The following is a 22,874-nucleotide window of genomic DNA, read 5'->3' on the forward strand; positions in this document are numbered from 1 at the left end:
TCATGCGCCCGTACGCCATCTCCGCCCTGTCCCTTCTGGCTCTGGCGCTGGCCGCCTGCGAAGGCGGCGGCGATCCGGTCCAGCAGGCCCTGCGCGACGCCTCGTCCGAGCGTCAAGCGGCGACCGTCGTCGATGGTGAAGTCTCGGGACCCGCCCCGGTCGATCATGCCGCCATGGGCCACGGCCCTGCTGCGACACCCGGCAACCAGGCCTTCGCCGCCTCCGAAACCGAGATGCACCGCCTGATGGCCGAGGCTTCGGGTGAGACGGTGGATCAGGCCTATATCGCCAAGATGATCGCCCACCACGAGGGGGCCGTCGCCATGGCCCAGGTGGCCCTGCGCGAAAGCCAGGACCCCGAGATCCGCCGTATGGCCCTGGCCGTCATCGACGCCCAGACCCGCGAGATCGCGGAGATGAAGGCTTGGCGACCGGCCCAGTAAGGACCGTCACATTTCCGGGCTAGGTGCACAACTTCAGCCTGGAGTGCGCCCATGCGTCCGATCGATTCTCTGTCCCGTCGCGGCCTGTTGCTCAGCCTCGGCGCCGGTGGTGCCCTGGTCAGTGGCGGTGCGCTGGCCCAGGAAAACACCCGGCGCATGGCCGGGCCGGTGTTCGCCGAATATCCGTTCCAGCTGGGCATCGCCTCGGGCGATCCGCTGCCGGACGGCTTCGTCATCTGGACCCGTCTGGCCCCCCGCCCGCTGGAGATCGGCCATGGCATGCCCAGCCAGCCCATGCTGGTGAACTGGGAAGTCGCCTCCGACCGTGGCTTCAACACCGTTGTCCGCAGCGGCGAGGCGGTTGCACGCCCCGAACTGGCTCACTCCGTTCACGTCGAGGTCGGGGGACTGGAGCCCGGTCGTGACTATTTCTATCGCTTTACGGCCGGGCGCGAACGCTCGCCTTCGGGTCGGGCGAAGACGGCCCCGGCGGCGGGCGCTCAGGTCGCACAGGCCCGCTTCGGCATCGTCGGCTGCCAAGCCTATGAGCAGGGATTCTACACCGCCCACCGCAAGATCGCGGACGAGAACCTGGATTTCGTCTTCTGCTACGGCGACTACATCTACGAGGGGCGCGGCAACCGCACCTACACCGGCTCCGGCGGCACGATGGACAATCCCCGCCAGCATCTGGGCGGCGAAATCTACTCGCTGGACGACTACCGCCGCCGCTATGCCCAGTACAAACTGGATACCGACCTGCAGGCCAGCCACGCCGCCACCTCCTGGTTCTGCACCTGGGACGACCACGAGACCGACAACAACTGGACCGCCGCCCTGGATCAGGACGGCACCCCTCCCGAGGTGTTCAACCTGCGCCGTCAGGCGGCCGCCCAGGCCTATTACGAGAACATGCCGCTGCGGCGTTCGTCCTTCCCGACGGGCGCGGCGATTCAGCTTTACCGCCACGCGACCTGGGGCAATCTGCTGGACCTGAACTTTCTCGACACGCGCCAGTTCAGGACCGCCATCCCGTGCGACGGCACCTGGGCCTCGACCTGCGATGCGGTGCGTGACCCGGCAGCCCAGGTCATGGGCGAGGCGCAGGAGCAGTGGCTGTATCGCAACCTGGACCGCACCCAGGCGCACTGGAAGGTGCTGGCCCAGCAGATCATGGTCATGGACCTGGACCGCAAGGAGGGGCCAGAGCCCGGCTACAACCTGGACACCTGGGCCGGTTACGCCATCCCGCGCCAGCGGCTGCTGGATCGTCTGCGTGAGCGCCGGATCAACAATACCGTCATCCTGACCGGCGACGAGCACCAGAACTATGCCGGCGAACTGTACCGCGACAGCCGCAATCCGGAGGGTGCCCCGATCGCCTCGGAGTTCGTCACCACCTCGATCAGTTCGTCCGGCGACGGCCAGGACCAGCGCGCTGATGGCCGCCGCTATCTGGCCGACAACCCCTTCCTGAAGTTCAACAACGCCCAGCGCGGCTATGTCGTCTGCGACATAACCCCCGAACGCTGGCAGACCGAGTTCAAGGTACTGGACAAGGTGTCGGACAAGACCGGCAGGCTGACGACTCGCGCCAAGTTTGCGGTGGCCAGCGGCGATGCAAGGGTGGTGGCCGCCTGATCGTCAGGCGACCAGCGGCACGGCCTGGCTCAATCGCCCACCCACCCGGATCGGCTCGATCCGTGTCGCCAGGCCGGTCTTGTCGTCGGTCTCGACATAGACGCCGCAGATGGTCGCCGGACCATGCGCTGGCGTGTAGCGTCCGCCGGAAATGCGCGTGGTGAAGCGCCTCAGGGGCTCTTCCTTCTCGTTGCCGATGACGCTGTCATAGTCGCAGCAGCCGCCGGCGTCGGTCTGATAGGCCGTGCCGCCGGGCAGGATCTGGGCATCAGCCGTCGGCACATGGGTATGGGTGCCGACCACCAGGCTGGCGCGGCCGTCGCAGAAGTGGCCCATGGCCATCTTTTCGCTGGTCGCCTCACAATGCATGTCCACGATGATGGCGTCGGCGGCCATGCCCATCGGGCAGGCGGCCAGTTCTTTTTCCACCGCGCTGAACGGGCAGTCCATCGGGTCCATGTGGATGCGGCCCAGCACATTCATGACCAGCACCGTCTTGCCGCTGTGGGTCTCGAACAGATTGGCCCCGGCCCCTGGCGCATCCATCAGGCGCGGATAGTTGGCCGGGCGGATCAGCCGCGGCTCGCGCACGATATAGGTCAGGGCTTCCCGCTGGTCCCAGCTGTGGTTGCCCAGGGTCAGGCAGTCGGCACCGGCCATGAACAGCTCGCGCGCGGTGTTCTCGGTGATGCCGAACCCGCCCGCCGCATTCTCGGCATTCACCACCACGAAGTCGAGTTTCAGGTCGCGCTTCAGCCCCGGCAAATGATCGCTCAGACCATCCCGCCCGGACTTGCCGACCACATCACCAAAGAACGCCAGACGCATTGAACTCAGACCTTTCGCGCCGGGGTATAGCCGACCTCGGTCAGAACGCCATGCAGCCGAATGTCATGTGACTCCAGCTCCAGCATACCGACCTGCTGACCCACGTAGGCCAGACCGATCCGGATGGCATCCGGCATGGCGGCAAAGGTGCGGTCATAGTGCCCCCCGCCCTGCCCCAACCGACCGCCCCAGGCATCAAAGGCCAGAAGCGGTGTTAGAATCAGATCAGGCACCACGGTCTCGGCCAGCGGAAACGGTGCGGGCACGCCCGCTGCGTCCGGCTCCAGCGGATCGCCGGGTGACCAGCGGCGGAAGATCATGGGCGCATCCAGCGCAATCACGACGGGCAGGCACACGGCCCGACGCTCGGCGTCCATCACTCGCGCGATCGGCTCGGCTCCCAACTCAGAGCCGATAGCCCAATAGACGGCGACCAGATCGGATGGTGGCAATTGTGAAAGATGGCTCGCGGCACGGTCAGCGGCCATCGCATCCAGCCCCGCCAGCCGCTTGCGCTCGGCCCGCATCGCCGATCGAAGCTCGCGCTTGTCAGTCATGAGAAGACACTCGACCGCGCGGATCACGCACAGGAGCCGTAGCGCGCTACACCACCGCGCTCAAGCAGCGACGCTCCGCGAGCCGAGCGATGGCGCAAAAGAACGCGCTCAAGCAGCGAGCGACCGCGTCGAGAGCGTTAGCGCACTGAAAAGGGAGAGGGTGGCGGCGCCGTAAGAGCCGTGAAGGACGGTTTAAATCCTCTCGAGCCTGGGTAGCCAGGTGGGCTCCGTGTGCTCAACCCCACGAGGTCAAACAGGGACAGATCCCTTCGAGTGAATTAAGGCCGCGAGGATATGTTGCCTTCGACGAGAGCCACAGCATGACCCGCCGCTGAACAAGATAGTCCTTCGCGCGGTCTTTCGCCAGAGGGCGTCGAAGCGTCTTCAGTTCGTCGCGCCAGAGCGTTATCGATGGCGCAACACGGAGATGCGTCATGAGCCTGCTGAACGCCCTGATGGGCAATGCGAATACCGTCGATCCCAAGAGCATCGCGGCCGATATGGCCAACATTCTGACCCCCGGCGAGCGGATCGAACATGCCTACAAGCTGGTGCGCGACCTGATCGTCTTCACCGACAAGCGGCTGCTGTTCGTCGACAAACAAGGGATGACGGGCAAGAAGACCACCTTCCAGTCCCTGCCCTATTCGAAAATCACCCATTTCAGCGTCGAAACGGCCGGTACCCTCGACATGGACGCAGAGATGAAGATCGGCGTCTCGGGCGGGGCGATGTTCGGCAAGACCTTCGGGCGCGGTGTCGACATCACGGAGGTGCAGCGTGTGCTGGCGACCTACGTCCTGGTCTGACGGGTCTCAGAGCCCCTGGACGATCTTTTCCAGCCGCGCGGCGACGGCATTCAAGGCCTCGGCCACGCCATCGTTGGTCGGGGCACCCGGAACCTCGACAACCGGCAGGCCCTGACGGGCTTCGTGCAATTCATCGGCCAACATCAGCCCGGCCATGAGGAACAGGCGGATGTCACCGACATGGCCGACCTCGCCCGCCACCTGACGCACATGGGTATCGAACAGCCCGGCAAGCATCTGGACCCGCTGTTCCTGACCATCGGCACAGCCGACGGCATAGGGGCGGCCATTGACCTCTACGGTGACGGTCGCCATCAGCGCCCCTCCCATTCAGCCAGAGAATTCTCCGCCAGGACATCGCGGATCGCCTCGGCCGCGCGGTCCAGGACCTCGGCGGCGTCGCGGCCCGCCGATTCCAGCTCATGGATGCGGGCGCGGTCGGTGTCGCTGGACGGCGTGGGCGCGAACAGATCGTCGTCGGGCACACGGCTTGTCCCCGCCGCGCGACCCTTCAGGTCCAGCAGACGGCGCTCCAGCAGAGCCAGAGCGCGGTCGACACGGTCTTTTGCGGCCGAGGCAGCATCCATTCGGGTCATATCCTCCAGAATCCGTATAGAACCCGCCCGCGCGTCGGGGTAAAGCGGCGCGCCTCCCTTTTTCCGCCTTCCGACGAAAGGTCCCGCCGTGACCGACGCCAAGATCACATCCAAAAACGCCCCCGAAAAGGCCTCCCTGAAACAGATGGCCGACGCCATCCGGGTGTTGTCGATGGATGCGGTGGAGAAGGCCAAGAGCGGCCACCCCGGCATGCCGATGGGCATGGCCGACGTGGCGACGGTGCTGTTCTCGAAGTTTCTGAAGTTCGACGCCAGCCGCCCCGACTGGGCTGACCGCGACCGATTCATCCTGTCGGCGGGCCACGGCTCGATGCTGATTTACTCGCTGCTTCACCTGACCGGCTACAAGGCCGCGACGCGCGAAGAGCTGTCCAACTTCCGCCAGTGGGGATCGAAGACCGCCGGCCACCCCGAGTTCGGCCACATGCCGGGCGTCGAAGTCACCACCGGCCCCCTGGGCCAAGGCCTCGCTACCTCCGTCGGCTTCGCCATGGCCGAGCGGCATCTGGCGGCCAAATACGGCGACGACCTCGTCGATCACCGCACCTGGGTCATCGCCGGTGACGGCTGCCTGATGGAGGGGGTCTCTCAGGAGGCCATCGCCCTGGCCGGTCGCTATCGGCTGAACAGGCTGACCGTGCTGTGGGACGACAACGAGATCACCATCGACGGCAAGGTGTCCCTCTCGGACACCACCGACCAGAAGGCGCGCTTCAAGGCCGCAGGCTGGGCGGTCAAGGCCATCGACGGCCACGACACGAAAGCCATCAAGTCCGCCCTGCAATGGGCGACGCGTCAGGACAAGCCGACCCTGATCGCCTGCAAGACCCAGATCGGTCGCGGCGCCGCCACCATGGCCGGCAGCCACAAGACCCACGGCGCGGCCCTGGGTGCCGCAGAGATCGCCGCCACCCGCCTGGGTCTGGCCTGGGAGCACGAGCCCTTCGACCTGCCCGAGGCCGTCGACAAGGCCTGGAAGAAGGTCGGCCGTCGCGGTGCCAAGGAGCGCGAGGCGTGGGAGGCCCGCCTGGCCGCCTCGTCCCAGGCCGCCGACTTCACCCGCGCCATGAAGGGCGAGCTGCCCGCCGGGGCCTTCGACAAGCTTCAGGCGAAGATCGCCGAACTGGTCGAGACCAAGCCTGCCCAAGCCACGCGCCAGTCGTCGGGTGCGGCGCTGGACGAACTGTTCGCCGCCGTCCCCGAGCTGATCGGCGGCTCGGCCGACCTGACCGGCTCGAACAACACCTTCGTGTCGGGCACGCCGATCCTGGACGCGCCGACCTATGAAGGCCGCTACGTCAACTGGGGCATCCGCGAGTTCGGCATGGCCGCGGCCATGAATGGCCTGGCCCTGCATGGCGGGGTCATCCCTTACGGCGGCACCTTCATGGTGTTTTCGGACTACAGCCGCCCGGCCATCCGTCTGGGGGCCCTGATGGGGGTCCGTGCCATCCACGTGCTGACCCACGACAGCATCGGCCTGGGCGAGGACGGCCCGACGCACCAGCCCGTCGAACATCTGGCGGCCCTGCGTGCCATCCCCAACCTGCTCGTCTTCCGCCCCGCCGACACGATCGAGGCCATGGAGTGCTGGCAGATCGCGCTGCAGACCAAGAGCCAGCCGTCGGCCATGGCGCTTTCGCGCCAGAAGACCCCGGCGGTCCGCACCGTCGCGACGTCCGAAAACCTGTCGGCCAAGGGGGCCTATGAACTGAGGGCCGCCAACGGCGAGGCCAAGGTCACCCTGTTCGCCACGGGCACCGAGGTTCCGCTGGCCCTGGCCGCCGCCGACCGACTGGAGGCCAACAACACCCCGACCCGCGTCGTCTCCGTCCCCTGTTTCGAACTCTTCGAACAACAGGACGCCGCCTACCAGGCCTCGGTCATCGGTCGCGGCACGGTGCGCATCGCCGTCGAGGCCGCGATCAAACAGGGCTGGGAGCGGTTCATCGGCGAAGACGGTGCCTTCGTCGGCATGACCGGCTTCGGTGCCTCTGCCCCCGCCGAGGTTCTGTACGACAAGTTCGGCATCACCACCGAGGCCGTGGTCGCAGCGGCCAAGGCGCGCCTGTAAATGGCCCGCATCGGGGCGATCAGCCTGCTCGTCCACGACTATGACGCGGCGATCGCCTTCTATGTCGGCAAGCTGGGGTTTGAGCTCAGCGATGACACCGACATGGGCGGCGGCAAACGCTGGGTCCGGGTCACGCCCAAAGGCGGCGAGACTTCGCTGCTGCTCGCCCGCGCCACGACAGAGGCCCAGACGGCCCAGGTCGGCAACCAGGCCGGTGGCCGGGTCTGGCTGTTCCTGGAAACCGACGACCTGATGCGCGACCACACCGCCTGGCTGACCAGCGGCGTCGTCTTCCGCGAGACCCCGCGACACGAACCCTATGGCAAGGTGGTGGTCTTCGAGGACCTCTACGGCAACGCCTGGGACCTGATCGAACCTGCGACCGGAGACTGACCCATGAAACTCGGCACCCCCCTGTCCGACACCGCCATCCGCGTCATGCTGCTGGGCGCAGGGGAACTGGGCAAGGAGGTCGCGATCGAGCTTCAGCGGCTGGGGGTCGAGGTCATCGCCGTCGACCGCTATCCCAACGCTCCCGCCATGCAGGTGGCACACCGCAGCCACGTCATCCCCATGACGGACCCGCAAATCCTGAACGGCGTCATCCTGGCCGAGGCCCCGCACTTCATCGTGCCCGAGATCGAGGCCATCGCCACCGACGTCTTGGCCCAGATCGAGGCGGCGGGTCTGGCCACCGTCATCCCGACAGCCCGCGCGACCCAGCTGACCATGAACCGCGAGGGTATCCGCCGCCTGGCCGCAGAGGAGCTGGGTCTGCCGACCAGCCCCTATGCCTTTGCCACCTCTGCCGCTGAACTGGCCGAGGCCGCGCACCGGATCGGCCTGCCCGTCTTCATCAAGCCGGTGATGTCGTCCTCCGGCAAGGGCCAGTCGATGATCGAGGCACTGGAGGACGCCGGCAACGCCTGGACATATGCCCAATCGAGCGGTCGCGTCGAGACCGCCACCGTCATCGTCGAGGGCCGGATCGACTTCGACTATGAGATCACGCTGTTGACCGTGCGATCACGCGCCGCCGACGGCACCATCCGCACCGACTTTTGCGCCCCCATCGGCCATCGTCAGGAGAAGGGCGACTATGTCGAGAGTTGGCATCCGCAGGCCATGACCCCCGCCGCCCTCGCCTCGGCCCAGGATATCGCGGGCAAGGTCACGGATGCGCTGGGCGGCCTCGGCGTCTTCGGCGTGGAGCTGTTCGTCAAGGGCGACCAGGTCTGGTTCTCGGAGGTGTCGCCCCGGCCGCACGACACGGGTCTGGTCACCCTGGCCACCCAGGTCCAGTCCGAGTTCGCCCTGCACGCCCGCGCCATCCTGGGCCTGCCCGTCGATGTCACCCTGCGCGAACCGGGGGCCAGTGCGGTCATCTATGGCGGCATGGACGCCGTCGGTATCGCCTTCGAGGGCGTCGCCGAGGCCCTGTCCGTCCCTACCGCCGACCTGCGCCTGTTCGGCAAGCCTGAAAGCTATGAGCGGCGCCGCATGGGCGTGGCGACGGCACGCGGCGACACCGTCGAACAGGCCCGCGAACGCGCGCGCGAGGCCTCAGGGAAGGTCCGACCCGTCCGCGGCTGACGCAACCTCGGCCGGGCCTGCGGCGGCCTCAATCATTGAGGCTTCTATCGCTGCAATACCGGCCGCAAGGGTCGGGTCCCGACCTTCGCGCACGGCCTGCCAGTCGTCCGGCACGACGATGTCCGGCGTCACCCCGACGCCCTCCAGTTGCTTGCCGGCAGGCGTCGTCATGACGATGGTCCCGACCCTCAGAAGGCCGCCGTCTGCCAGCTCGATCGGTCGGGTGCCTGTCACCGCGCCGCGCGAGGTCTGGCCCACGATAATAGCCCGCCCCTTTTCCTGGGCGACTCCCGCGAACAGCTCCGCCGCACTGGCCGAGCCCGGCCCGATCAGCATGACCACCGGCCCCAGGTACGGCTTCGGGGCCGGCAGTGTGAAGAAGCGGGTGTTGCTGAACCGGCCATAGATCACCGCATAGTCACGCCGATCCGAGTAGAGCCAGGCTGACATCTGGCCCGTGACATCAAGCTGCCCGCCGCCATTGGTCCTGAGGTCGATGATCAGACCGGCTGGCGGATCATCCGCCATGGCCTCGAACTCGGCCATATACAGCCGGTACCGCTCGGCATCGAAGTCGTCGAAGCGGATATAGGCGATGTCGCCTTCCAGTCGCTGCGAGGCAAAGCGTGGCCGATGGGGCATGGAGACCCCCTCCAGATCGCGGCTGTGGCGATCACCCGCCTCGTCCACAAAAACGAGTGTGTCGACGCGCCCAAGGATGGCGGGTCTGGCCAGCAGAACAGGTTGCCCCCCTGCGCTCTCGATCCGCCAGCCCGGCAGAACCCCTGCGGCCTGTGCAGGCGAGTCCGGCCGAACGCTCGCCACATACCGGTCGTCACCCCGCGGCGTGACGGTAAAGCCATAGCCGGTCGCCGACCCGCCAGACAGCTGTTCGAAGTAACGCAGACGCTGCAGGGGGCTGAGCGTCACGGTGTGGTCGTCGTCCAGCAGATCCAGCAACTGCGAAAGGTCGCCGTGCAGGCCCTCCGACGTCGACTGGGCAATGGCCGCGGCCCGGCGCGCCTCGGCCTCCTGCTCGAACGGCACGCCGCCGAACTCGGGCTTGTAGAAGAGCTTGTCCACATAGCGGACGACGGAATCATAGACTTCTGCGTTCAGCTCGGCGCGTTCTGGCGACCCATCGGCGGGCAGTGCGATCCCGGGCGGCTCATAGGTCCTGGCATAGGGAATGGAGGCACAGGCCCCCAGCAGCAAAGCCGCAAACGCGACGACGGCCAGACGTACGGAAAGCGACGACTTCAGCATGCCGCGACGCTACAGGGCCAGAACCTCGGCTGTCGAGACAGTCGCGGCGTCGTGCGCCGTCCGCAGCGCGGCCAGCGCCGCCTCCAGCACCGGGTCGCGGCCGGCGCGGCTGTCCTCGGCCGAGCGCGCAGCCAGGATGTCAGGCCGAACCCCGCGCTTTTCCAGCCGCACTCCGCCCGAAGTCACGAAGTCGGCGCGGCTGAGCGTCAACCGACCACCATCCGGCAGGCGCGTCTCTTGCGAAATCAGTACTGCCCCGGCCGTCTGTTCCCCGACGACGACCGCACGGCCCGCCTCCTGAAGGGCGGCGGGGGTCAGCTCAGCGGCGCTGCGGCTCTCGGCATCGACCAGGATGGCCACCGGATTGTCGGCGGGCATCTGCCGGTCTCCGCACCCCCCCATGGTCCGCAGGGGTACACGCCGCCCTGATCGAACGGTGCGGGTCGCCCAGGTCCGGTTTACCGGCAGGAAACAGCTCAGCACGGCATCCGCCTCATGCAGCCGCCCGCCCGGATTGCCCCGCAGGTCGATCACCACCTCCGTCGCCGGCTCCAGATTGGCCAGTTGACCGCCCATCCACTGGCCCAACCCCGCCTCGAACCCTTCGATCCGCAGCAGCAGAACGCCCTCGCGCGACCGGTCGGCCACGAACGGAGCCAGCGGTGGCAGGATGCGTGGCATGACCGTCACCGCCCGCGACTGACCGGCCGCATCGCGCAGGTTCAGCCTCAGGGTCTGGCCTTCGACCACATCCCGGTCCGGCGACCATTCCGACCGCTCATCGATCAGCAGCCGCCAGCCCACGTCCAGACCCGCCTCGGCTGCAGGCGATCCGGGCCGAACCTTTTCGATCAGATAGCTGCCGTCCTCGGGGTCGGCACGCAGGGTGACGCCCAGCGCCGCCCGGGGCTGACGCAGGCCATCCTGACGGCGCGCCGCAGCGGGCGAGATCACCCCGGCGTGGGCGTCGTCCAGAAGCGCCAGCATGCGCGACATCACCCGGTACAGCGTCCGGTCGTCGGTCGCCGCCAGGGCCTCGGGTCGATAGGTGCGCCGTGCCGCGCCCCAGTCGACGCCATGCAGGTTCGGATCGTAATATTGGCTGCGCGTCTCGCTCCAGACCCGGTCGAAGACGCGGGCATTCATCCGCGTCCGTTCGCGATCCGGCGCTGCCAGCACCGCCACGGCATCGGGCGTGTCCAGCGTCTGGCGCGCCTGTGTGGGCAGGGCGACGAGCATCAGCCCCATCGCCGCGCTCAGTCCCAGCCTGTGAAGGACGCCCCGCCTGCTCATGAAACGGTGATGCGCCGATGCGGCTTGGCATTCAACTCACGAATGCGCGGGCGATTTCGGCAAGCGCAGCCGTAACAGTCACTGGCAGTGTGTGAAGTCACAACTGAACCCCGGGGGTTGAAACCCGGCGCTCAGGGTTCCATTGAAGCCGCGATCACGAATTCTTTCAAAGGAAGCCCGCCCATGACCGTTCGCGTCGCCATCAACGGCTTTGGCCGCATCGGCCGTCTCGTCCTGCGCTCGATCGTCGAGCATGGCCGTCGCGATATCGAGGTGGTAGCGATCAACGACCTGGGGCCCGTGGCCACCAACGCCCACCTGCTGAAATACGACAGCGTGCACGGCCGATTCCCGGGCACCATCACATCCGGCGACGACTGGATCGACGTGGGCCTGGGCAAGATCAAGGTCACGGCCGAACGCGATCCGGCCAACCTGCCGCACAAGGATCTGAACGTCGACATCGCCTTCGAATGCACCGGCATCTTCACCGCCCGTGACAAGGCCGAGGCCCACCTGAAGGCGGGGGCCAAGCGCGTCCTGATCTCGGCCCCCGGCGACAATGCCGACAAGACCATCGTCTACAAGGTCAACCATGACACCCTGACCGCCGACGACATCATCGTCTCCAACGGCTCGTGCACGACCAATGCCCTGGCCCCCGTCGCCAAGGTGCTGAACGACCTGTTCGGCATCGAGCGCGGCTATATGACCACGATCCACAGCTACACCGGCGACCAGCCGACGCTGGATACGATGCACAAGGATCTGTACCGCGGCCGCGCCGCCGCCCTTTCGATGATCCCGACCTCGACCGGCGCCGCCAAGGCCTTGGGTCTGGTCCTGCCCGCGCTGAAGGGCAAGCTGGACGGCTCTTCGATCCGCGTCCCGACGCCCAACGTCTCGGTCGTGGACCTGAAGGTCGTCGCCGGCCGCGAGGTCACCGTGGAAGAGATCAACGCCGCGCTTCAGGCCGCCGCCGACGGCCCCATGAAGGGCGTCCTGTTCACCACCGATGAAGCCCTGGTCTCCAGCGACCTGAACCACATCGCCGCCTCCTCCACCGCCGCCCTGCCCCAGACCCAGGTCGTCGACGGCAAGCTGGCCCGCGTGCTCAGCTGGTACGACAACGAATGGGGCTTTGCGACGCGGATGGCGGACACGGCGCTGGTGATGAGCAAGTTCATCTGAGACGCCAGATGCCGTCTGCTCACAGGGCCATTTCTTTCCTCGCTGCCGTCAGCCTTCTCGGCACGACGGGCTGCGACGGACAAGCACCTCGTCCTGTCGAACTGATCGTGATGCGGGCGAGCGGGCCGGATCCATTTTGGGTTGATCTTCCATATCAGCCAAATCGGCTCTTCGCGGTCTCAGCCAATGAAGCCGTCGCAACCTTGTCCCAATGCCGGGCAGAAGACTGGCATGAAGTAGGATCGAGAATTCAAGACGGATTCACTGTCGGCACCGGTGAAACGAAGGACTTCGTGTGCACTCGCCAAGAAATTGTGGTGCTCGCACAAGTGCTTATTGATCCCCGGATGGGCGCTGACGGGGTTTTCTTCGCTGCCTGCCGCAAAGACGAATGCCCCGCGCCGGAAATTGCTTTCCAGCCAAGGCCCGCTACTCAGGAATAAAAATGACCTTCCGCACCCTCGACGACGCCCCCTCCCTCGCTGGCAAGACCGCCCTTGTCCGCGTGGATTTCAACGTTCCGATGGAGGGCGGCAAGGTCACCGACGACACCCGCCTGCGTGTTGCCCTGCCGACGATCCAGAAGCTGCGCGATGCGGGGGCCAAGGTCGCCCTGCTGGCCCACTTCGACCGGCCCAAGGGCAAGGTCGTGCCGTCCATGAGACTGCAGCCCGTGGTCGATGATCTGGAGGCCCTGATCGGCGCCCCGGTCCGCTTCGCCGACGATTGCGTGGGCGACGAAGCCAAAGCCGCCATCGCCGACCTCGACGCGGGCGGCGTGATCCTGCTGGAAAACGTCCGCTTCCATGCGGGCGAGGAAGCCAACGACCCGGCCTTCGCCCAACAACTGGCCGACCTCGGCGACCTCTACGTCAACGACGCCTTCTCCGCCGCCCACCGCGCCCATGCCTCGACCGAAGGCTTGGCCCGGCTGCTGCCCGCCTATGCCGGCGAGTCCATGCGCCGCGAGCTGGATGCCCTGGACGCGGCGCTGGGCAATCCCACCAAACCCGTCATCGGCATCGTCGGCGGGGCCAAGGTCTCCACCAAGCTGGACCTGCTCAAGAATCTGGTCGGTCAGCTGGACAAGCTGGCCATCGGCGGCGGCATGGCCAACACCTTCCTCTATGCCCAGGGCTTCGACATCGGTGGCTCGCTGGCCGAAAAGGACATGGAGGCCACCGCCCGCGAGATCATGCAGGAGGCGGCGGATCGTGGCTGTGAACTGCTGCTGCCCATCGACCTGATCGTTGCCACCGAGGTGAAGCCGGGTGCCGACTACCGTACCGTCAAGGCCGGCGACACCCTGTCCGCTGATGACAAGATCCTGGACGCCGGTCCCGCCTCGGTCGAACGCCTGAAGGCCGCCATCGACGGCTGCAAGACCTTGATCTGGAACGGTCCGCTAGGCGTGTTCGAGGTGCCCCCGTTCGATGTCGCCACCGTCGCGGTCGCGCGCCACGTGGCCGCCCGCGCCAAGGCCGGATCGCTGGTCGCCGTCGGCGGCGGCGGCGACACCGTCTCGGCCCTGAACCACGCCGGCGTCAGCGATGACATGACCTTCGTCTCCACCGCCGGCGGGGCCTTCCTGGAATGGATGGAGGGCAAGCCCCTTCCCGGCGTCCTGGCACTCAAGGGCTGAAGCCGCGGTTGTAACATTGCGTGACTTCGCCGCGCGACGCGGCTAAACCAGCGTCAAAATCAAAAGGGATTCAGGAGACACCCATGGCGCGCATCACGCTGCGACAACTGCTCGATCACGCGGCAGAGGAAGGCTACGGCCTGCCCGCCTACAACATCAACAACATGGAACAGGGCCTGGCCATCATGGAGGCGGCCGAGGCCGTCAACAGCCCGGTCATCATCCAGGCCAGCCGCGGCGCGCGGAACTATGCCAACGACATCGTCCTGGCCAAGCTGATCGACGCCCTGGCCGAGCTGTACCCCCACATCCCGGTCTGCATGCACCAGGATCACGGCAATGGCCCCGCGACCTGCGCCACCGCCATCCAGTACGGCTTCACCTCGGTAATGATGGACGGCTCGCTGGAGGAGGACGCCAAGACCCCGGCCTCCTACGAATACAACGTCGACGTCACCCGCCGCGTGGTCCAGATGGCTCACTCCTGCGGCGTCTCGGTCGAGGGTGAACTGGGCGTTCTGGGTTCGCTGGAAACCGGCATGGGCGAGGCCGAGGACGGCCACGGCTTCGAAGGCAAGCTGGATCACTCCCAGCTGCTGACCGACCCGGATCAGGCCGTCGACTTCGTGCGCGAGACACAGGTCGACGCATTGGCGATTGCGATGGGCACCAGCCACGGCGCCTACAAGTTCACGCGCCAGCCGGACGGCGACGTCCTGGCCATGAATGTGATCGAGGAAATCCACCGCCGCCTGCCCGACACCCACCTGGTCATGCACGGCTCGTCTTCGGTGCCGCAGGACCTGCAGGACATCATCAACCAGTACGGCGGCCAGATGCCCCAGACCTGGGGCGTACCGGTCGAGGAAATCCAGCGCGGCATCAAGCACGGCGTGCGCAAGATCAACATCGACACCGACAACCGCATGGCCATGACCGGCGCGATCCGGAAGATCCTGGCCGAAAAGCCGGGCGAGTTCGACCCCCGCGCCTATCTGAAGCCCGCCAAGGAGGCGATGCGCAAACTCTGCCAGGAGCGGTTCGTCCAGTTCGGCTGCGAAGGCCAGGCTTCCAAGATCAAGCCCCTGTCCACCGCCCAGATGGCCCAGCGCTATGCCAAGGGCGAGCTGAACCCCCACTTCGGCTCGGCCAAGTCCAAAGCAGCCTGATCGTCTGACAATCCTGCGGCGGCCTACCAGCCGCCGTACCGTCTCCCGATCGAGAACCGCAACCGGTCGGCCTCGTCGCGGGCGTAGCGCAGAGCGTCTTCGGCCTCCCGCGCCCGACGCCTTGCATCGCGAATCTCGCCGCGCACTTCGTCGATCCGCTCGCGGATTTTCCGGCGCTGTTCGTTGGTCAGGCCCTCCTCATCCAGTTCCCGGCGCTTGGCCTCCAGCTTGTCCTCGCGGTCCTCGATGCGCGCGATGGCGGAGCTGAGTTCTGTCTCGGCCGAGGACACCGCCTGCTCGACCGCATAGACGCGCCGCCCGTCTTCGAACGCCGGGATGAACTCTTCCTCGGCAAACGCCGGACACACCCCCGCATAGCTGCGCCCCAGCCGTCCGGCCTGAAATCCGCCGCTGGGCGTGCAATAGCTGCGCAGGCCATCCTCGCGCGCGGACATGTAGACCTCGGTCTCCGGCACCACGCCGTACTTCGCACAGGCCTCGGCATGGTCGTTCAGCCGCGTCTGCGCCAATCCCTCCAGCCCGTCCTTGTATCCACGCTCGCCCCAGGCCCCGGCCAGGCACTGGTCCTCGCTCATGGTGGCGCAACTGCCCAGGGCCAGCGCCGCCGCACCGGTCATCGCGCCCAGAACCATCGTTCTGATCAACATCGTCATCTCCAAGCCCCCACCCGGTTTAACAATAATGCCGCACAGCTTGGCCGTATCCAAGAGCGTCATTGGCCCCGTCCGGTCGCGTCATGCTAGACAGCCTCGACGCCTGCGGGCGATGGAGTCCCGCGTGTCCGACGAACCTCTTCTGTCCGACGATCTTCTGGACGACGCCGAGCCAGATGCCGCGTCACAGCCCGTGCTTGAAGCCCGGATCGATCTGAAGGGCGTGCGTCTGGACAAGGCTCTGGCCGTCACCTTCCCCACCCTGTCCCGCGCCCGTCTCCAGGCGCTGCTGGCCGAGGGGGCCGTCACCTGCGACGGCCGGCCCGTGTCCAACGGATCGGCCAAGGCCCTGCCCGGCCTTTATGCCGTCACCCCGCCCCCGGTGATCTCGGCCACACCCCTGCCGCAGGCCATCCCCCTGACCGTCCTGTTCGAGGACGCCGATCTGATCGTGATCGACAAGCCCGCAGGCATGGCGGCGCATCCCGCCCCCGGCACCCCGGACGGAACCCTGGTCAATGCGCTGCTGGCCCATTGCGGCGACAGCCTGTCGGGCATCGGCGGTGTCGCCCGGCCCGGCATCGTCCACCGTCTGGACAAGGACACCTCCGGCGTCATGGTCGCCGCCAAGACCGACCGCGCCCACGCCGGCCTGTCCGCCCTGTTCGCCAGCCACGACATCGAGCGGACCTACATCGCCCTGACCCGCGGCGCGCCCAGTCCGTCGAAGGCCCGGATCGAAACCCTGATCGGCCGCTCGTCCGGGGATCGCAAGAAGATGGCCGTGCTGAAGTCCGCCGGACGCATCGCCATCACCGACTACGTCGTCCAGCAAACCTATGGCCAACCCGCAAAGCCCGGCGGAGCCCCCATGGCCGCCCGTGTCGCCTGCACCCTGCACACCGGCCGCACCCATCAGATCCGCGTGCACATGGCTTCGAAGGGCTCACCGATCCTGGGTGACGCCACCTATGGCTCGGGCAGTCCCGCCACCCCCGTCCGCGCCGCCATCGCCGCCGCAGGCCTGACCCGCCAGGCTCTGCACGCCGCCGTCCTGGGCTTCGTGCATCCCGTCACGAGTCAGACCCTGCGCTTCGAAACCGATCCTCCAGCAGATATGCTGGCGCTGGAGGCCCTGCTCGCCGAACTCTGAAAGGATAAGCCGATGACCGAAGCCGACATCCGCGATAACCCGGACGCCAAACGCTACGAACTGCCGATCGGCGACCAGATCGCCGTGGTGACCTACAACCTGTCCGAACCCAATCTGATGATCACCGAGACCCTGGTGCCCCAGGCTCTGGAGGGTCAGGGTATCGCCAGCCGCCTGGCCCGCCACGTCATCGCCGACGCCCGCGCGCGGAACTTGCTGATCCTGCCGGTCTGCCCCTTCTTCAGCGCATATTTCCAGAAGCATCCCGACGATGCAGATGTCGTTCATCCGACCTATCGCCAGATCTTGGGCCTTCAATAGTCCGTCTTGATAAAGGACTGACATCCTGCTACATACAGTCTCGTTCGATGCCGTGGCATCGGGGCAACGGTCACGCTTTCGTGTGACGATCCGCCACTGACAAATGCGGAAACCCGACACTACTTCATCGGTTGAGGGGTGAGGCGACGGTGCACATTGGGTGGCCGCCTCCGAAGAACCCGCTCGTTTACGGTCGGAGGGACCATATGGCTGTAGCCAGATCACTAACGGTAATGTCGCCCGAGCAGGGCCTTTCGCGTTATCTCACTGAAATCCGCAAGTTTCCTATGCTGGCCAAGGACGAAGAGTTCATGCTGGCCAAGCGCTGGGAAGAGCATCAGGATCCCGAGGCCGCGCACCGCCTCGTCACATCGCACCTGCGCCTCGTGGCCAAGATCGCCATGGGTTATCGCGGCTACGGCCTGCCGATCGGCGAAGTGATCTCCGAGGGCAATGTCGGCCTGATGCAGGCGGTCAAGAAATTCGATCCGGACAAGGGCTTCCGCTTGGCGACCTATGCCATGTGGTGGATTCGCGCCTCGATCCAGGAATACATCCTGCGCAGCTGGTCGCTCGTGAAGATGGGCACCACCGCCGCCCAGAAGAAGCTGTTCTTCAACCTGCGCAAGGCCAAGAGCCAGATTTCGGCCTTCGAGGAAGGCGACCTGCATCCTGAGCACCTCTCCGCCATCGCCACCAAGCTGGGCGTGTCGGAGGAAGAGGTCACCAACATGAATCGGCGCCTCGGCGGCGACTCCTCGCTGAACGCCCCGATCCGTTCGGATGGCGAGAGCGAGTGGCAGGACTGGCTGGCCGACGACACGGCGGTCTCTCAGGAAACCGCCCTGGCTGAAAGCGAGGAGAAATCCCTGCGCATGGGCCTGTTGCAAGAAGCCATGCAGGAACTGACCGACCGCGAGAAGCACATCCTGACGGAACGCCGCCTCAAGGACGACCCGGTCACGCTCGAAGAACTGGCAGGCCAGTATGGCGTGTCGCGCGAGCGCGTCCGTCAGATCGAGGTCCGGGCCTTCGAAAAACTGCAGAAGGCCATGCGCGCCGCAGCTGAAGATCGCAACCTGGTCGACGCCTGACCACAATCGGGTGGCGCACCCAATCAGAGGGGCCGGCTGATCCGTCAGCCGGCCTTTCTGCTGGGCTCCAGATGCACCATGGCCAGCAGGCCATCGATCGGCGCGGCCAGCGTCGCCTTGGTGGGCGGCCCCGACGCCAGACTGACCTCCAGTGCTCCGACCGCCACCTGCAGCTTGGGATCGTTGGTCTTCAGCGCCACATCCTTCAGCGTCATCGCCTGCTGCTTGACCGCGCGGGTCGCCTGCATCGGATCGTCGTCGAACTGGTTCAAGGCAGCGGCCAGGATTCGCATGGCCTGATCCTTGGCTTCAGCCAGGGCGGCGCTACCCTTCAGCGCCACGTCACTCTTGCGTTTGGTCGGCCCGGAGTATTCACCCGAGTTGAAACGCCTCCGGTCCGGTCCGATATAGCCCACACCCTCGACCCAGCCGCGGGGCTTTACCGCGACATTCTCGATCCGCTTGTACAGGTCGGCGCTGGCATAGGGCTTTCGCAGGAACTCGTGCACACCGGCGTCTCGGGCGCCGATGATGGTCTGGGCCGTCGCCTCTCCCGTGATCATGATGATGGGCGACATCCGGCACGCCATGTGAGAGCGGCGGATGGCCTTGGTCAGAGCCTCGCCGTTCAGGCCGTCGCCGCTGCGCTCGGTAAAGATCAGGCCGGGCTCCAGCCCCTCGGCCATCCGCATGGCAGGGCCATTCTCGGCCTCGACAACCACTTCCCGGGCCCCGAGGCCCTTCATGATGTCCATCAGCATGCGCGCGGCATGTGCATTCGGATCGACGATCAGTACCCGCTTGATGACGGGCTCCAGCTTGGCCAGCAAGCGGCGATCGATATCAAACACAGGCAGGTCTCCGGCGAAGTGCCAACCCTAGCGCACGCCGGTTAAGACCCGTTGAACGGCGCGAGCGAGCCTCTCAGTCCTGGAACGGATCGCGCATCATGATGGTGTCGTCCCGCTCCGGACTGGTCGACAGCAGCGCCACGGGTGCCCCGATCAACTCCTCGATCCGACGCACGTATTTGATCGCATTGGCGTTCAGATCCTTGAAACTCCGCGCGCCCGCCGTCGTGTCGCTCCAGCCTTCCAGTTCCTCGAACACCGGCTCGGCCGCTGCCTGGGCCTTCAGGCTCGAGGGCAGATAGTCCAGAACCTCGCCATCTACCCTATAGCCGACGCAGATTTTCAGCGTCTCCAACCCGTCCAGCACATCCAGCTTCGTCAGGGCGATCCCGTCGATCCCGTTGATCGCCACCGACTGACGCACCAGCACCGCGTCGAACCAGCCGCAGCGACGCGCCCGCCCGGTGTTCACGCCCACCTCGCGGCCCACGGTCGCCAGATGCTCGCCCACCGCATCGTTCAACTCGCAGGCGAACGGCCCTTCGCCGACGCGCGTCGTATAGGCCTTCACGATCCCCAGCACATAGCCGACGCCGCGCGGCCCGATGCCCGACCCCGCTGCCGCCTGCCCCGCCACCGTGTTCGACGAGGTGACATAGGGATAGGTCCCGTGGTCCACGTCCAGGAATGCGCCCTGCGCCCCCTCGAACAGCACCCGCTTGCCGTCGCGCTTGGCCTGATCCAGGACCCGCCACGCCGGCTTCACGAACGGCAGGATCTTCGGCGCGATCTCCAGCAGCGACGCCAGCAGTGCGCCCGGATCGATCGGTTCCAGCCCAAGTCCCGCGCGCAGCGGATCATGATGCGAGCGCAACCGCTCGATCTTGACCTTCAGGTCGTCTTCATTGGCCAGATCGCAGACGCGGATCGCCCGGCGTCCGACCTTGTCCTCATAGGCCGGGCCAATGCCCCGCCCCGTCGTGCCGATCTTCGCCCCCGGCGCGCTCGCCGCCGCCTCGCGCGCGACATCCAGCGCCGGATGGATGGGCAGGATCAGGCAGGCATTATCCGCAATCGTCAGGATGTCGGGGCTGATGGCCACGCCCTGCGCCACGATCTTTTCGATCTCGCCGACCAGATGCCAGGGATCGACCACCACGCCATTGCCGATGATCGAGGGCTTGCCCTGCACCACGCCACTCGGCAGCAGGGCCAGCTTGTAGACCTTGCCGTCCACGACCAGCGTGTGGCCCGCATTGTGACCGCCCTGGAACCGCACGACCATGTCGGCACGGTTGGACAGCCAGTCCACGATCTTGCCCTTGCCCTCGTCGCCCCACTGGGCACCGACCACTGCGACATTTGCCAAGATAGTTCTCCGCTGACCGACAACCCGGAACGCGGGCGCAGCCTATAGCGGGGGAATCGGGGGATGTCCTCCCGTGCGCGGATTATTCCGCCAGCGCCGCCTCGAACGCCCAGTCCAGCCACGGCGTCAGCGCCTCGACATCCGCCGTCTCGACCGTGCAGCCGCACCAGATCCGCAGACCCGCCGGCGCATTGCGATGGCTCTCGACGTCGAAGGCCGCGCCCTCGGCCTCCAGCAGCGCCTTGATCTTCAGCACCAGGGCATGCTGCGCCGACCCATCCAACGCCGCGACCCGCTCGTCCACGATCTTCAGACACACCGATGTCGTCGACCGCGTCGCCGGGTCCTCCGCCAGATAGTCGACCCAGGCCGTCTTCTGAACCCACGCATCAAGCGCCGCCGCATTGGCGTCTGTCCGCGCGATCAGGGCGTCCAGACCCCCGATCGCCAGGCCCCACTCCACGGCGTCGATCCAGTCTTCCAGTGTCCAGACCGAGAAGGTGTTGATCATCGACCCCGACGCCAGCGCCCGGTCGAAGCCTTCTCCTCCCCCATTTTGGGGGAGGTGGCCCGCAGGGTCGGAGGGGGTGCCGGTCCTCAGCCTCAGCACCTTCGGCACGGCCCGCGGCGGCGCATAGCGATCCAGACGCTCCACCGCTCTGGGGGACATCGCCGCCACCCCCAGCCCGGCCTCACCGCCCAGCGCCTTCTGGAAGCTGAAGGTCACGACATCCAGCTTGTCCCACGGCAAGGCCATGGCAAACGCCGCTGAGGTCGCATCACAGATCACCAGACCCTCGCGGTCGTCCGCGATCCAGTCCGCATTCGGGGCCTTCACCCCCGCCGTCGTCCCGTTCCACGGAAAGACCAGATCCTTGGCCGGATCGATCCCCGACACATCCGGCCACTGTCCCCACGGGCCCTCGATCACCTCGGGCTCCAGTTTCAGGTGATCGCGGATATCGGTCGCCCAGACCTGGCCGAAATTCTCGAACGCCAGCACCTGCACCGGCCGCTCGCCCAGCATGGACCAGAGCGCCGCCTCGACCGCGCCCGTGTCAGACCCCGGCAGATAGACCAGCACCCAGTCCTCCGGCACCTGCAACAGCTCGCGCGTCAGCGTCAGCCCGTGCGCGAACCGCGCCACCACCTCCGGCGCGCGGATGCCTCGGCCCAGCAGATCGTGGTTCAACGCCTGGCTGGACCAGCCCGGCCGCTTGGCCGTCGGCCCCGCCGAGAACCAGGGCCGTTCCGGCTTCACATTCGGCTTGTTCGGCATCACTCGCGCCACGGCTTGTAGGGGCCCTTGTCCCGCATCCCCTGCGCCAGATTGGTCAGGGCCGCGTCCTCGGTCTCGGGCAACATGATCATCAGCTTGGCCAGCAGATCGCCGCGCTTGCCGTCCGCAAACGCGCCTCGCCCTTTCAGACGCAGCACCTTGCCGGAGTTGGAGCCCTTGGGAATGGTCATGCTGACCGTACCCTCCGGCGTCCGCACCGGGATCTTGCCGCCCAGCACCGCGTCATACAGCGTCACCGGCAGGTCCATGGTCAGGTCCGCGCCCTCGCGCGTGAACACCGGGTGCCGCGCGATCCTCAGCTCGATCAGGGCATCGCCCGCGACACCGCCGCGACCCGCCGCACCCTGTCCTTTCAACCGGATCGTCTGTCCGTCCGACGCGCCCTTCGGGATCGCAACATCCAGCGTACGGCCGTCCGAAAACTGGATACGCCGCGTATTGCCGCTGATCGCGTCCTCCAGGCTGATCTCCAGCGTGGCCCGCACGTCCTGGCCCTTAGGCGCATAGCCGCTGCCTGCACTGCCCCGCCCGCGCCCAGCCCCGCCGCCGAACATGCCGCCGAAGATTTCGTCCAGATCGATATTCTCGAAGCCTGCGCCGGCCTGCGGTCCGCCGCCTTGGCCGAACGGATTGCCGCCCGCGCGCCCGCCGCCCGCACCGCCGAAGCCACCGCCCCGGAACTGCTCGCGCCCATCGGCATCGATCTCGCCCCGGTCGTATTTGGCGCGCTTCTCGGCATCCCCGACCAGGTCGAAGGCGGCCGTGATCCGCTTGAACCGCTCGTCGGCCACCGTATTGCCGGGGTTCTTGTCGGGATGCAGTTCCTTGGCGAGTTTGCGAAACGCCTTCTTGATCTCGTCGGCGCTCGCCGTCCGGGAAACACCCAGTTCCTTGTAGGGATCACCCGCCACGCGCTCACTGCTCCATCAGACCCACTGCTTCCTCGTCAGTTAGGCCATTCCTGTTGCAGCGCAAAGGGATCGACGCGG

The 22,874-nt window shown here is 66.6% G+C and carries 24 protein-coding genes; 13 read left to right on the forward strand and 11 right to left on the reverse strand.

What is annotated here, in order from left to right:
• The first annotated feature begins 2 nt into the window (after nucleotides 1–2).
• Both WC585_RS10490 and WC585_RS10495 read left to right on the forward strand, forming a co-directional pair.
• Nucleotides 3–443, forward strand: coding sequence for a DUF305 domain-containing protein (locus WC585_RS10490; RefSeq protein WP_373257927.1), 441 nt, complete (start codon nucleotides 3–5; stop codon nucleotides 441–443).
• A 51-nt stretch (nucleotides 444–494) separates the two neighbouring features.
• Nucleotides 495–2,084 carry an alkaline phosphatase gene (locus WC585_RS10495; protein ID WP_373257928.1) on the forward strand — a complete coding sequence of 530 codons (1,590 nt, stop codon included), beginning with the start codon at nucleotides 495–497 and terminating at the stop codon, nucleotides 2,082–2,084.
• A gap of 3 nt (nucleotides 2,085–2,087) precedes the next feature.
• Here WC585_RS10495 and WC585_RS10500 read toward each other — a convergent pair whose 3' ends face one another.
• Both WC585_RS10500 and WC585_RS10505 read right to left on the reverse strand, forming a co-directional pair.
• Nucleotides 2,088–2,912, reverse strand: coding sequence for a YmdB family metallophosphoesterase (locus WC585_RS10500; protein WP_373257929.1), 825 nt, complete (start codon nucleotides 2,910–2,912; stop codon nucleotides 2,088–2,090).
• A 5-nt stretch (nucleotides 2,913–2,917) separates the two neighbouring features.
• Nucleotides 2,918–3,469 carry a 5-formyltetrahydrofolate cyclo-ligase gene (locus tag WC585_RS10505; RefSeq protein ID WP_373257930.1) on the reverse strand — a complete coding sequence of 184 codons (552 nt, stop codon included), beginning with the start codon at nucleotides 3,467–3,469 and terminating at the stop codon, nucleotides 2,918–2,920.
• A gap of 434 nt (nucleotides 3,470–3,903) precedes the next feature.
• Between WC585_RS10505 and WC585_RS10510 the strand changes: the two genes are divergently transcribed.
• Complete coding sequence (locus WC585_RS10510; RefSeq protein ID WP_373257931.1) at nucleotides 3,904–4,278, forward strand: PH domain-containing protein; 375 nt, start codon at nucleotides 3,904–3,906, stop codon at nucleotides 4,276–4,278.
• Between the two features lie 6 nt (nucleotides 4,279–4,284).
• Here WC585_RS10510 and WC585_RS10515 read toward each other — a convergent pair whose 3' ends face one another.
• Together WC585_RS10515 and WC585_RS10520 are read right to left on the reverse strand one after the other, a co-directional pair.
• Nucleotides 4,285–4,593 (reverse strand): cell division protein ZapA, encoded by a 309-nt coding sequence (locus WC585_RS10515; protein ID WP_373257932.1) that lies wholly within the window; start codon nucleotides 4,591–4,593, stop codon nucleotides 4,285–4,287.
• Nucleotides 4,593–4,865, reverse strand: a complete 273-nt coding sequence (locus tag WC585_RS10520; RefSeq protein WP_373257933.1) for a hypothetical protein — start codon at nucleotides 4,863–4,865, stop codon at nucleotides 4,593–4,595. Before WC585_RS10520 ends, WC585_RS10515 begins: the two co-directional genes overlap by 1 nt.
• 97 nt (nucleotides 4,866–4,962) lie before the next feature.
• Here WC585_RS10520 and tkt point away from each other — a divergent pair, with 97 nt between their 5' ends.
• Genes tkt through purT form a run of 3 tightly spaced genes read left to right on the forward strand, consistent with a single transcriptional unit; the run spans nucleotide 4,963 to nucleotide 8,562 of the window.
• Nucleotides 4,963–6,969, forward strand: a complete 2,007-nt coding sequence (gene tkt, locus WC585_RS10525; protein ID WP_373257934.1) for a transketolase — start codon at nucleotides 4,963–4,965, stop codon at nucleotides 6,967–6,969.
• Complete coding sequence (locus WC585_RS10530) at nucleotides 6,970–7,362, forward strand: VOC family protein (RefSeq protein WP_373257935.1); 393 nt, start codon at nucleotides 6,970–6,972, stop codon at nucleotides 7,360–7,362.
• A 3-nt stretch (nucleotides 7,363–7,365) separates the two neighbouring features.
• Nucleotides 7,366–8,562 (forward strand): formate-dependent phosphoribosylglycinamide formyltransferase, encoded by a 1,197-nt coding sequence (gene purT / locus WC585_RS10535; RefSeq protein ID WP_373257936.1) that lies wholly within the window; start codon nucleotides 7,366–7,368, stop codon nucleotides 8,560–8,562.
• Here purT and WC585_RS10540 read toward each other — a convergent pair.
• Both WC585_RS10540 and WC585_RS10545 read right to left on the reverse strand, forming a co-directional pair.
• Complete coding sequence (locus tag WC585_RS10540; RefSeq protein WP_373257937.1) at nucleotides 8,533–9,828, reverse strand: S41 family peptidase; 1,296 nt, start codon at nucleotides 9,826–9,828, stop codon at nucleotides 8,533–8,535. The two genes, purT and WC585_RS10540, sit on opposite strands and share 30 nt — an antisense overlap.
• A gap of 9 nt (nucleotides 9,829–9,837) precedes the next feature.
• On the reverse strand, nucleotides 9,838–11,076 hold the full coding sequence (locus WC585_RS10545; protein WP_373257938.1) for a S41 family peptidase: 1,239 nt from the start codon (nucleotides 11,074–11,076) through the stop codon (nucleotides 9,838–9,840).
• Between the two features lie 228 nt (nucleotides 11,077–11,304).
• Between WC585_RS10545 and gap the strand changes: the two genes are divergently transcribed.
• The 4 genes from gap to fba all read left to right on the forward strand — a co-directional run bounded on the left by gap (nucleotide 11,305) and on the right by fba (nucleotide 15,123).
• Nucleotides 11,305–12,312 (forward strand): type I glyceraldehyde-3-phosphate dehydrogenase, encoded by a 1,008-nt coding sequence (gap, locus tag WC585_RS10550; protein WP_373257939.1) that lies wholly within the window; start codon nucleotides 11,305–11,307, stop codon nucleotides 12,310–12,312.
• Between the two features lie 8 nt (nucleotides 12,313–12,320).
• Complete coding sequence (locus WC585_RS10555; RefSeq protein ID WP_373257940.1) at nucleotides 12,321–12,755, forward strand: hypothetical protein; 435 nt, start codon at nucleotides 12,321–12,323, stop codon at nucleotides 12,753–12,755.
• A gap of 2 nt (nucleotides 12,756–12,757) precedes the next feature.
• Nucleotides 12,758–13,954: a phosphoglycerate kinase gene (gene pgk, locus WC585_RS10560; protein WP_373257941.1), complete on the forward strand. Its 1,197-nt coding sequence runs from the start codon at nucleotides 12,758–12,760 to the stop codon at nucleotides 13,952–13,954.
• An 83-nt stretch (nucleotides 13,955–14,037) separates the two neighbouring features.
• Nucleotides 14,038–15,123: a class II fructose-bisphosphate aldolase gene (gene fba, locus WC585_RS10565; protein ID WP_373257942.1), complete on the forward strand. Its 1,086-nt coding sequence runs from the start codon at nucleotides 14,038–14,040 to the stop codon at nucleotides 15,121–15,123.
• Nucleotides 15,124–15,146: 23 nt separating this feature from the next.
• On the opposite strand, the gene WC585_RS10570 is transcribed toward fba, so the two are convergent.
• Entirely contained in the window at nucleotides 15,147–15,791 is a 645-nt protein-coding gene (locus WC585_RS10570; RefSeq protein ID WP_373257943.1) for a DUF2799 domain-containing protein, read from the reverse strand.
• 118 nt (nucleotides 15,792–15,909) lie between these two features.
• On the opposite strand from WC585_RS10570, the gene WC585_RS10575 reads away from it, so the two are divergent.
• From WC585_RS10575 to rpoH, 3 genes are all read left to right on the forward strand, one after another.
• Nucleotides 15,910–16,950 carry an RluA family pseudouridine synthase gene (locus WC585_RS10575; protein ID WP_373257944.1) on the forward strand — a complete coding sequence of 347 codons (1,041 nt, stop codon included), beginning with the start codon at nucleotides 15,910–15,912 and terminating at the stop codon, nucleotides 16,948–16,950.
• A gap of 12 nt (nucleotides 16,951–16,962) precedes the next feature.
• The gene (locus WC585_RS10580) at nucleotides 16,963–17,271 is read left to right on the forward strand and encodes a GNAT family N-acetyltransferase (RefSeq protein WP_373257945.1); all 309 of its coding nucleotides are present in this window, start codon (nucleotides 16,963–16,965) and stop codon (nucleotides 17,269–17,271) included.
• Between the two features lie 206 nt (nucleotides 17,272–17,477).
• Nucleotides 17,478–18,365 (forward strand): RNA polymerase sigma factor RpoH, encoded by an 888-nt coding sequence (gene rpoH / locus WC585_RS10585; RefSeq protein ID WP_373257946.1) that lies wholly within the window; start codon nucleotides 17,478–17,480, stop codon nucleotides 18,363–18,365.
• A 44-nt stretch (nucleotides 18,366–18,409) separates the two neighbouring features.
• Here the strand turns inward: rpoH and WC585_RS10590 are convergent, their stop codons facing one another.
• The 4 genes from WC585_RS10590 to WC585_RS10605 all read right to left on the reverse strand — a co-directional run bounded on the left by WC585_RS10590 (nucleotide 18,410) and on the right by WC585_RS10605 (nucleotide 22,796).
• Nucleotides 18,410–19,216, reverse strand: coding sequence for a response regulator (locus tag WC585_RS10590; protein WP_373257947.1), 807 nt, complete (start codon nucleotides 19,214–19,216; stop codon nucleotides 18,410–18,412).
• A 73-nt stretch (nucleotides 19,217–19,289) separates the two neighbouring features.
• Nucleotides 19,290–20,585, reverse strand: coding sequence for an adenylosuccinate synthase (locus WC585_RS10595; protein ID WP_373257948.1), 1,296 nt, complete (start codon nucleotides 20,583–20,585; stop codon nucleotides 19,290–19,292).
• Nucleotides 20,586–20,667: 82 nt separating this feature from the next.
• On the reverse strand, nucleotides 20,668–21,864 hold the full coding sequence (locus WC585_RS10600; RefSeq protein ID WP_373257949.1) for a phosphoserine transaminase: 1,197 nt from the start codon (nucleotides 21,862–21,864) through the stop codon (nucleotides 20,668–20,670).
• Nucleotides 21,864–22,796, reverse strand: coding sequence for a DnaJ C-terminal domain-containing protein (locus WC585_RS10605; protein ID WP_373257950.1), 933 nt, complete (start codon nucleotides 22,794–22,796; stop codon nucleotides 21,864–21,866). The genes WC585_RS10600 and WC585_RS10605 overlap by 1 nt, the downstream gene beginning before the upstream one ends.
• Nucleotides 22,797–22,874: the final 78 nt, after the last annotated feature.

Source organism: Brevundimonas sp., assembly GCF_041648055.1.
Taxonomy (GTDB): domain Bacteria; phylum Pseudomonadota; class Alphaproteobacteria; order Caulobacterales; family Caulobacteraceae; genus Brevundimonas.

Coding starts and splice junctions, on each gene's coding strand:
- WC585_RS10495 (WP_373257928.1), top strand. CDS start 495: ATGCGTCCGATCGATTCTCTGTCCCGTCGCGGCCTGTTGCTCAGCCTC.
- WC585_RS10490 (WP_373257927.1), top strand. CDS start 3: ATGCGCCCGTACGCCATCTCCGCCCTGTCCCTTCTGGCTCTGGCGCTG.
- WC585_RS10500 (WP_373257929.1), bottom strand. CDS start 2,912: ATGCGTCTGGCGTTCTTTGGTGATGTGGTCGGCAAGTCCGGGCGGGAT.
- WC585_RS10545 (WP_373257938.1), bottom strand. CDS start 11,076: ATGGGGCTGATGCTCGTCGCCCTGCCCACACAGGCGCGCCAGACGCTG.
- WC585_RS10510 (WP_373257931.1), top strand. CDS start 3,904: ATGAGCCTGCTGAACGCCCTGATGGGCAATGCGAATACCGTCGATCCC.
- purT (WP_373257936.1), top strand. CDS start 7,366: ATGAAACTCGGCACCCCCCTGTCCGACACCGCCATCCGCGTCATGCTG.
- WC585_RS10575 (WP_373257944.1), top strand. CDS start 15,910: ATGGAGTCCCGCGTGTCCGACGAACCTCTTCTGTCCGACGATCTTCTG.
- gap (WP_373257939.1), top strand. CDS start 11,305: ATGACCGTTCGCGTCGCCATCAACGGCTTTGGCCGCATCGGCCGTCTC.
- WC585_RS10570 (WP_373257943.1), bottom strand. CDS start 15,791: ATGTTGATCAGAACGATGGTTCTGGGCGCGATGACCGGTGCGGCGGCG.
- WC585_RS10600 (WP_373257949.1), bottom strand. CDS start 21,864: ATGCCGAACAAGCCGAATGTGAAGCCGGAACGGCCCTGGTTCTCGGCG.
- WC585_RS10515 (WP_373257932.1), bottom strand. CDS start 4,593: ATGGCGACCGTCACCGTAGAGGTCAATGGCCGCCCCTATGCCGTCGGC.
- pgk (WP_373257941.1), top strand. CDS start 12,758: ATGACCTTCCGCACCCTCGACGACGCCCCCTCCCTCGCTGGCAAGACC.
- rpoH (WP_373257946.1), top strand. CDS start 17,478: ATGGCTGTAGCCAGATCACTAACGGTAATGTCGCCCGAGCAGGGCCTT.
- fba (WP_373257942.1), top strand. CDS start 14,038: ATGGCGCGCATCACGCTGCGACAACTGCTCGATCACGCGGCAGAGGAA.
- WC585_RS10580 (WP_373257945.1), top strand. CDS start 16,963: ATGACCGAAGCCGACATCCGCGATAACCCGGACGCCAAACGCTACGAA.
- WC585_RS10555 (WP_373257940.1), top strand. CDS start 12,321: ATGCCGTCTGCTCACAGGGCCATTTCTTTCCTCGCTGCCGTCAGCCTT.
- WC585_RS10530 (WP_373257935.1), top strand. CDS start 6,970: ATGGCCCGCATCGGGGCGATCAGCCTGCTCGTCCACGACTATGACGCG.
- WC585_RS10505 (WP_373257930.1), bottom strand. CDS start 3,469: ATGACTGACAAGCGCGAGCTTCGATCGGCGATGCGGGCCGAGCGCAAG.
- WC585_RS10540 (WP_373257937.1), bottom strand. CDS start 9,828: ATGCTGAAGTCGTCGCTTTCCGTACGTCTGGCCGTCGTCGCGTTTGCG.
- WC585_RS10520 (WP_373257933.1), bottom strand. CDS start 4,865: ATGGATGCTGCCTCGGCCGCAAAAGACCGTGTCGACCGCGCTCTGGCT.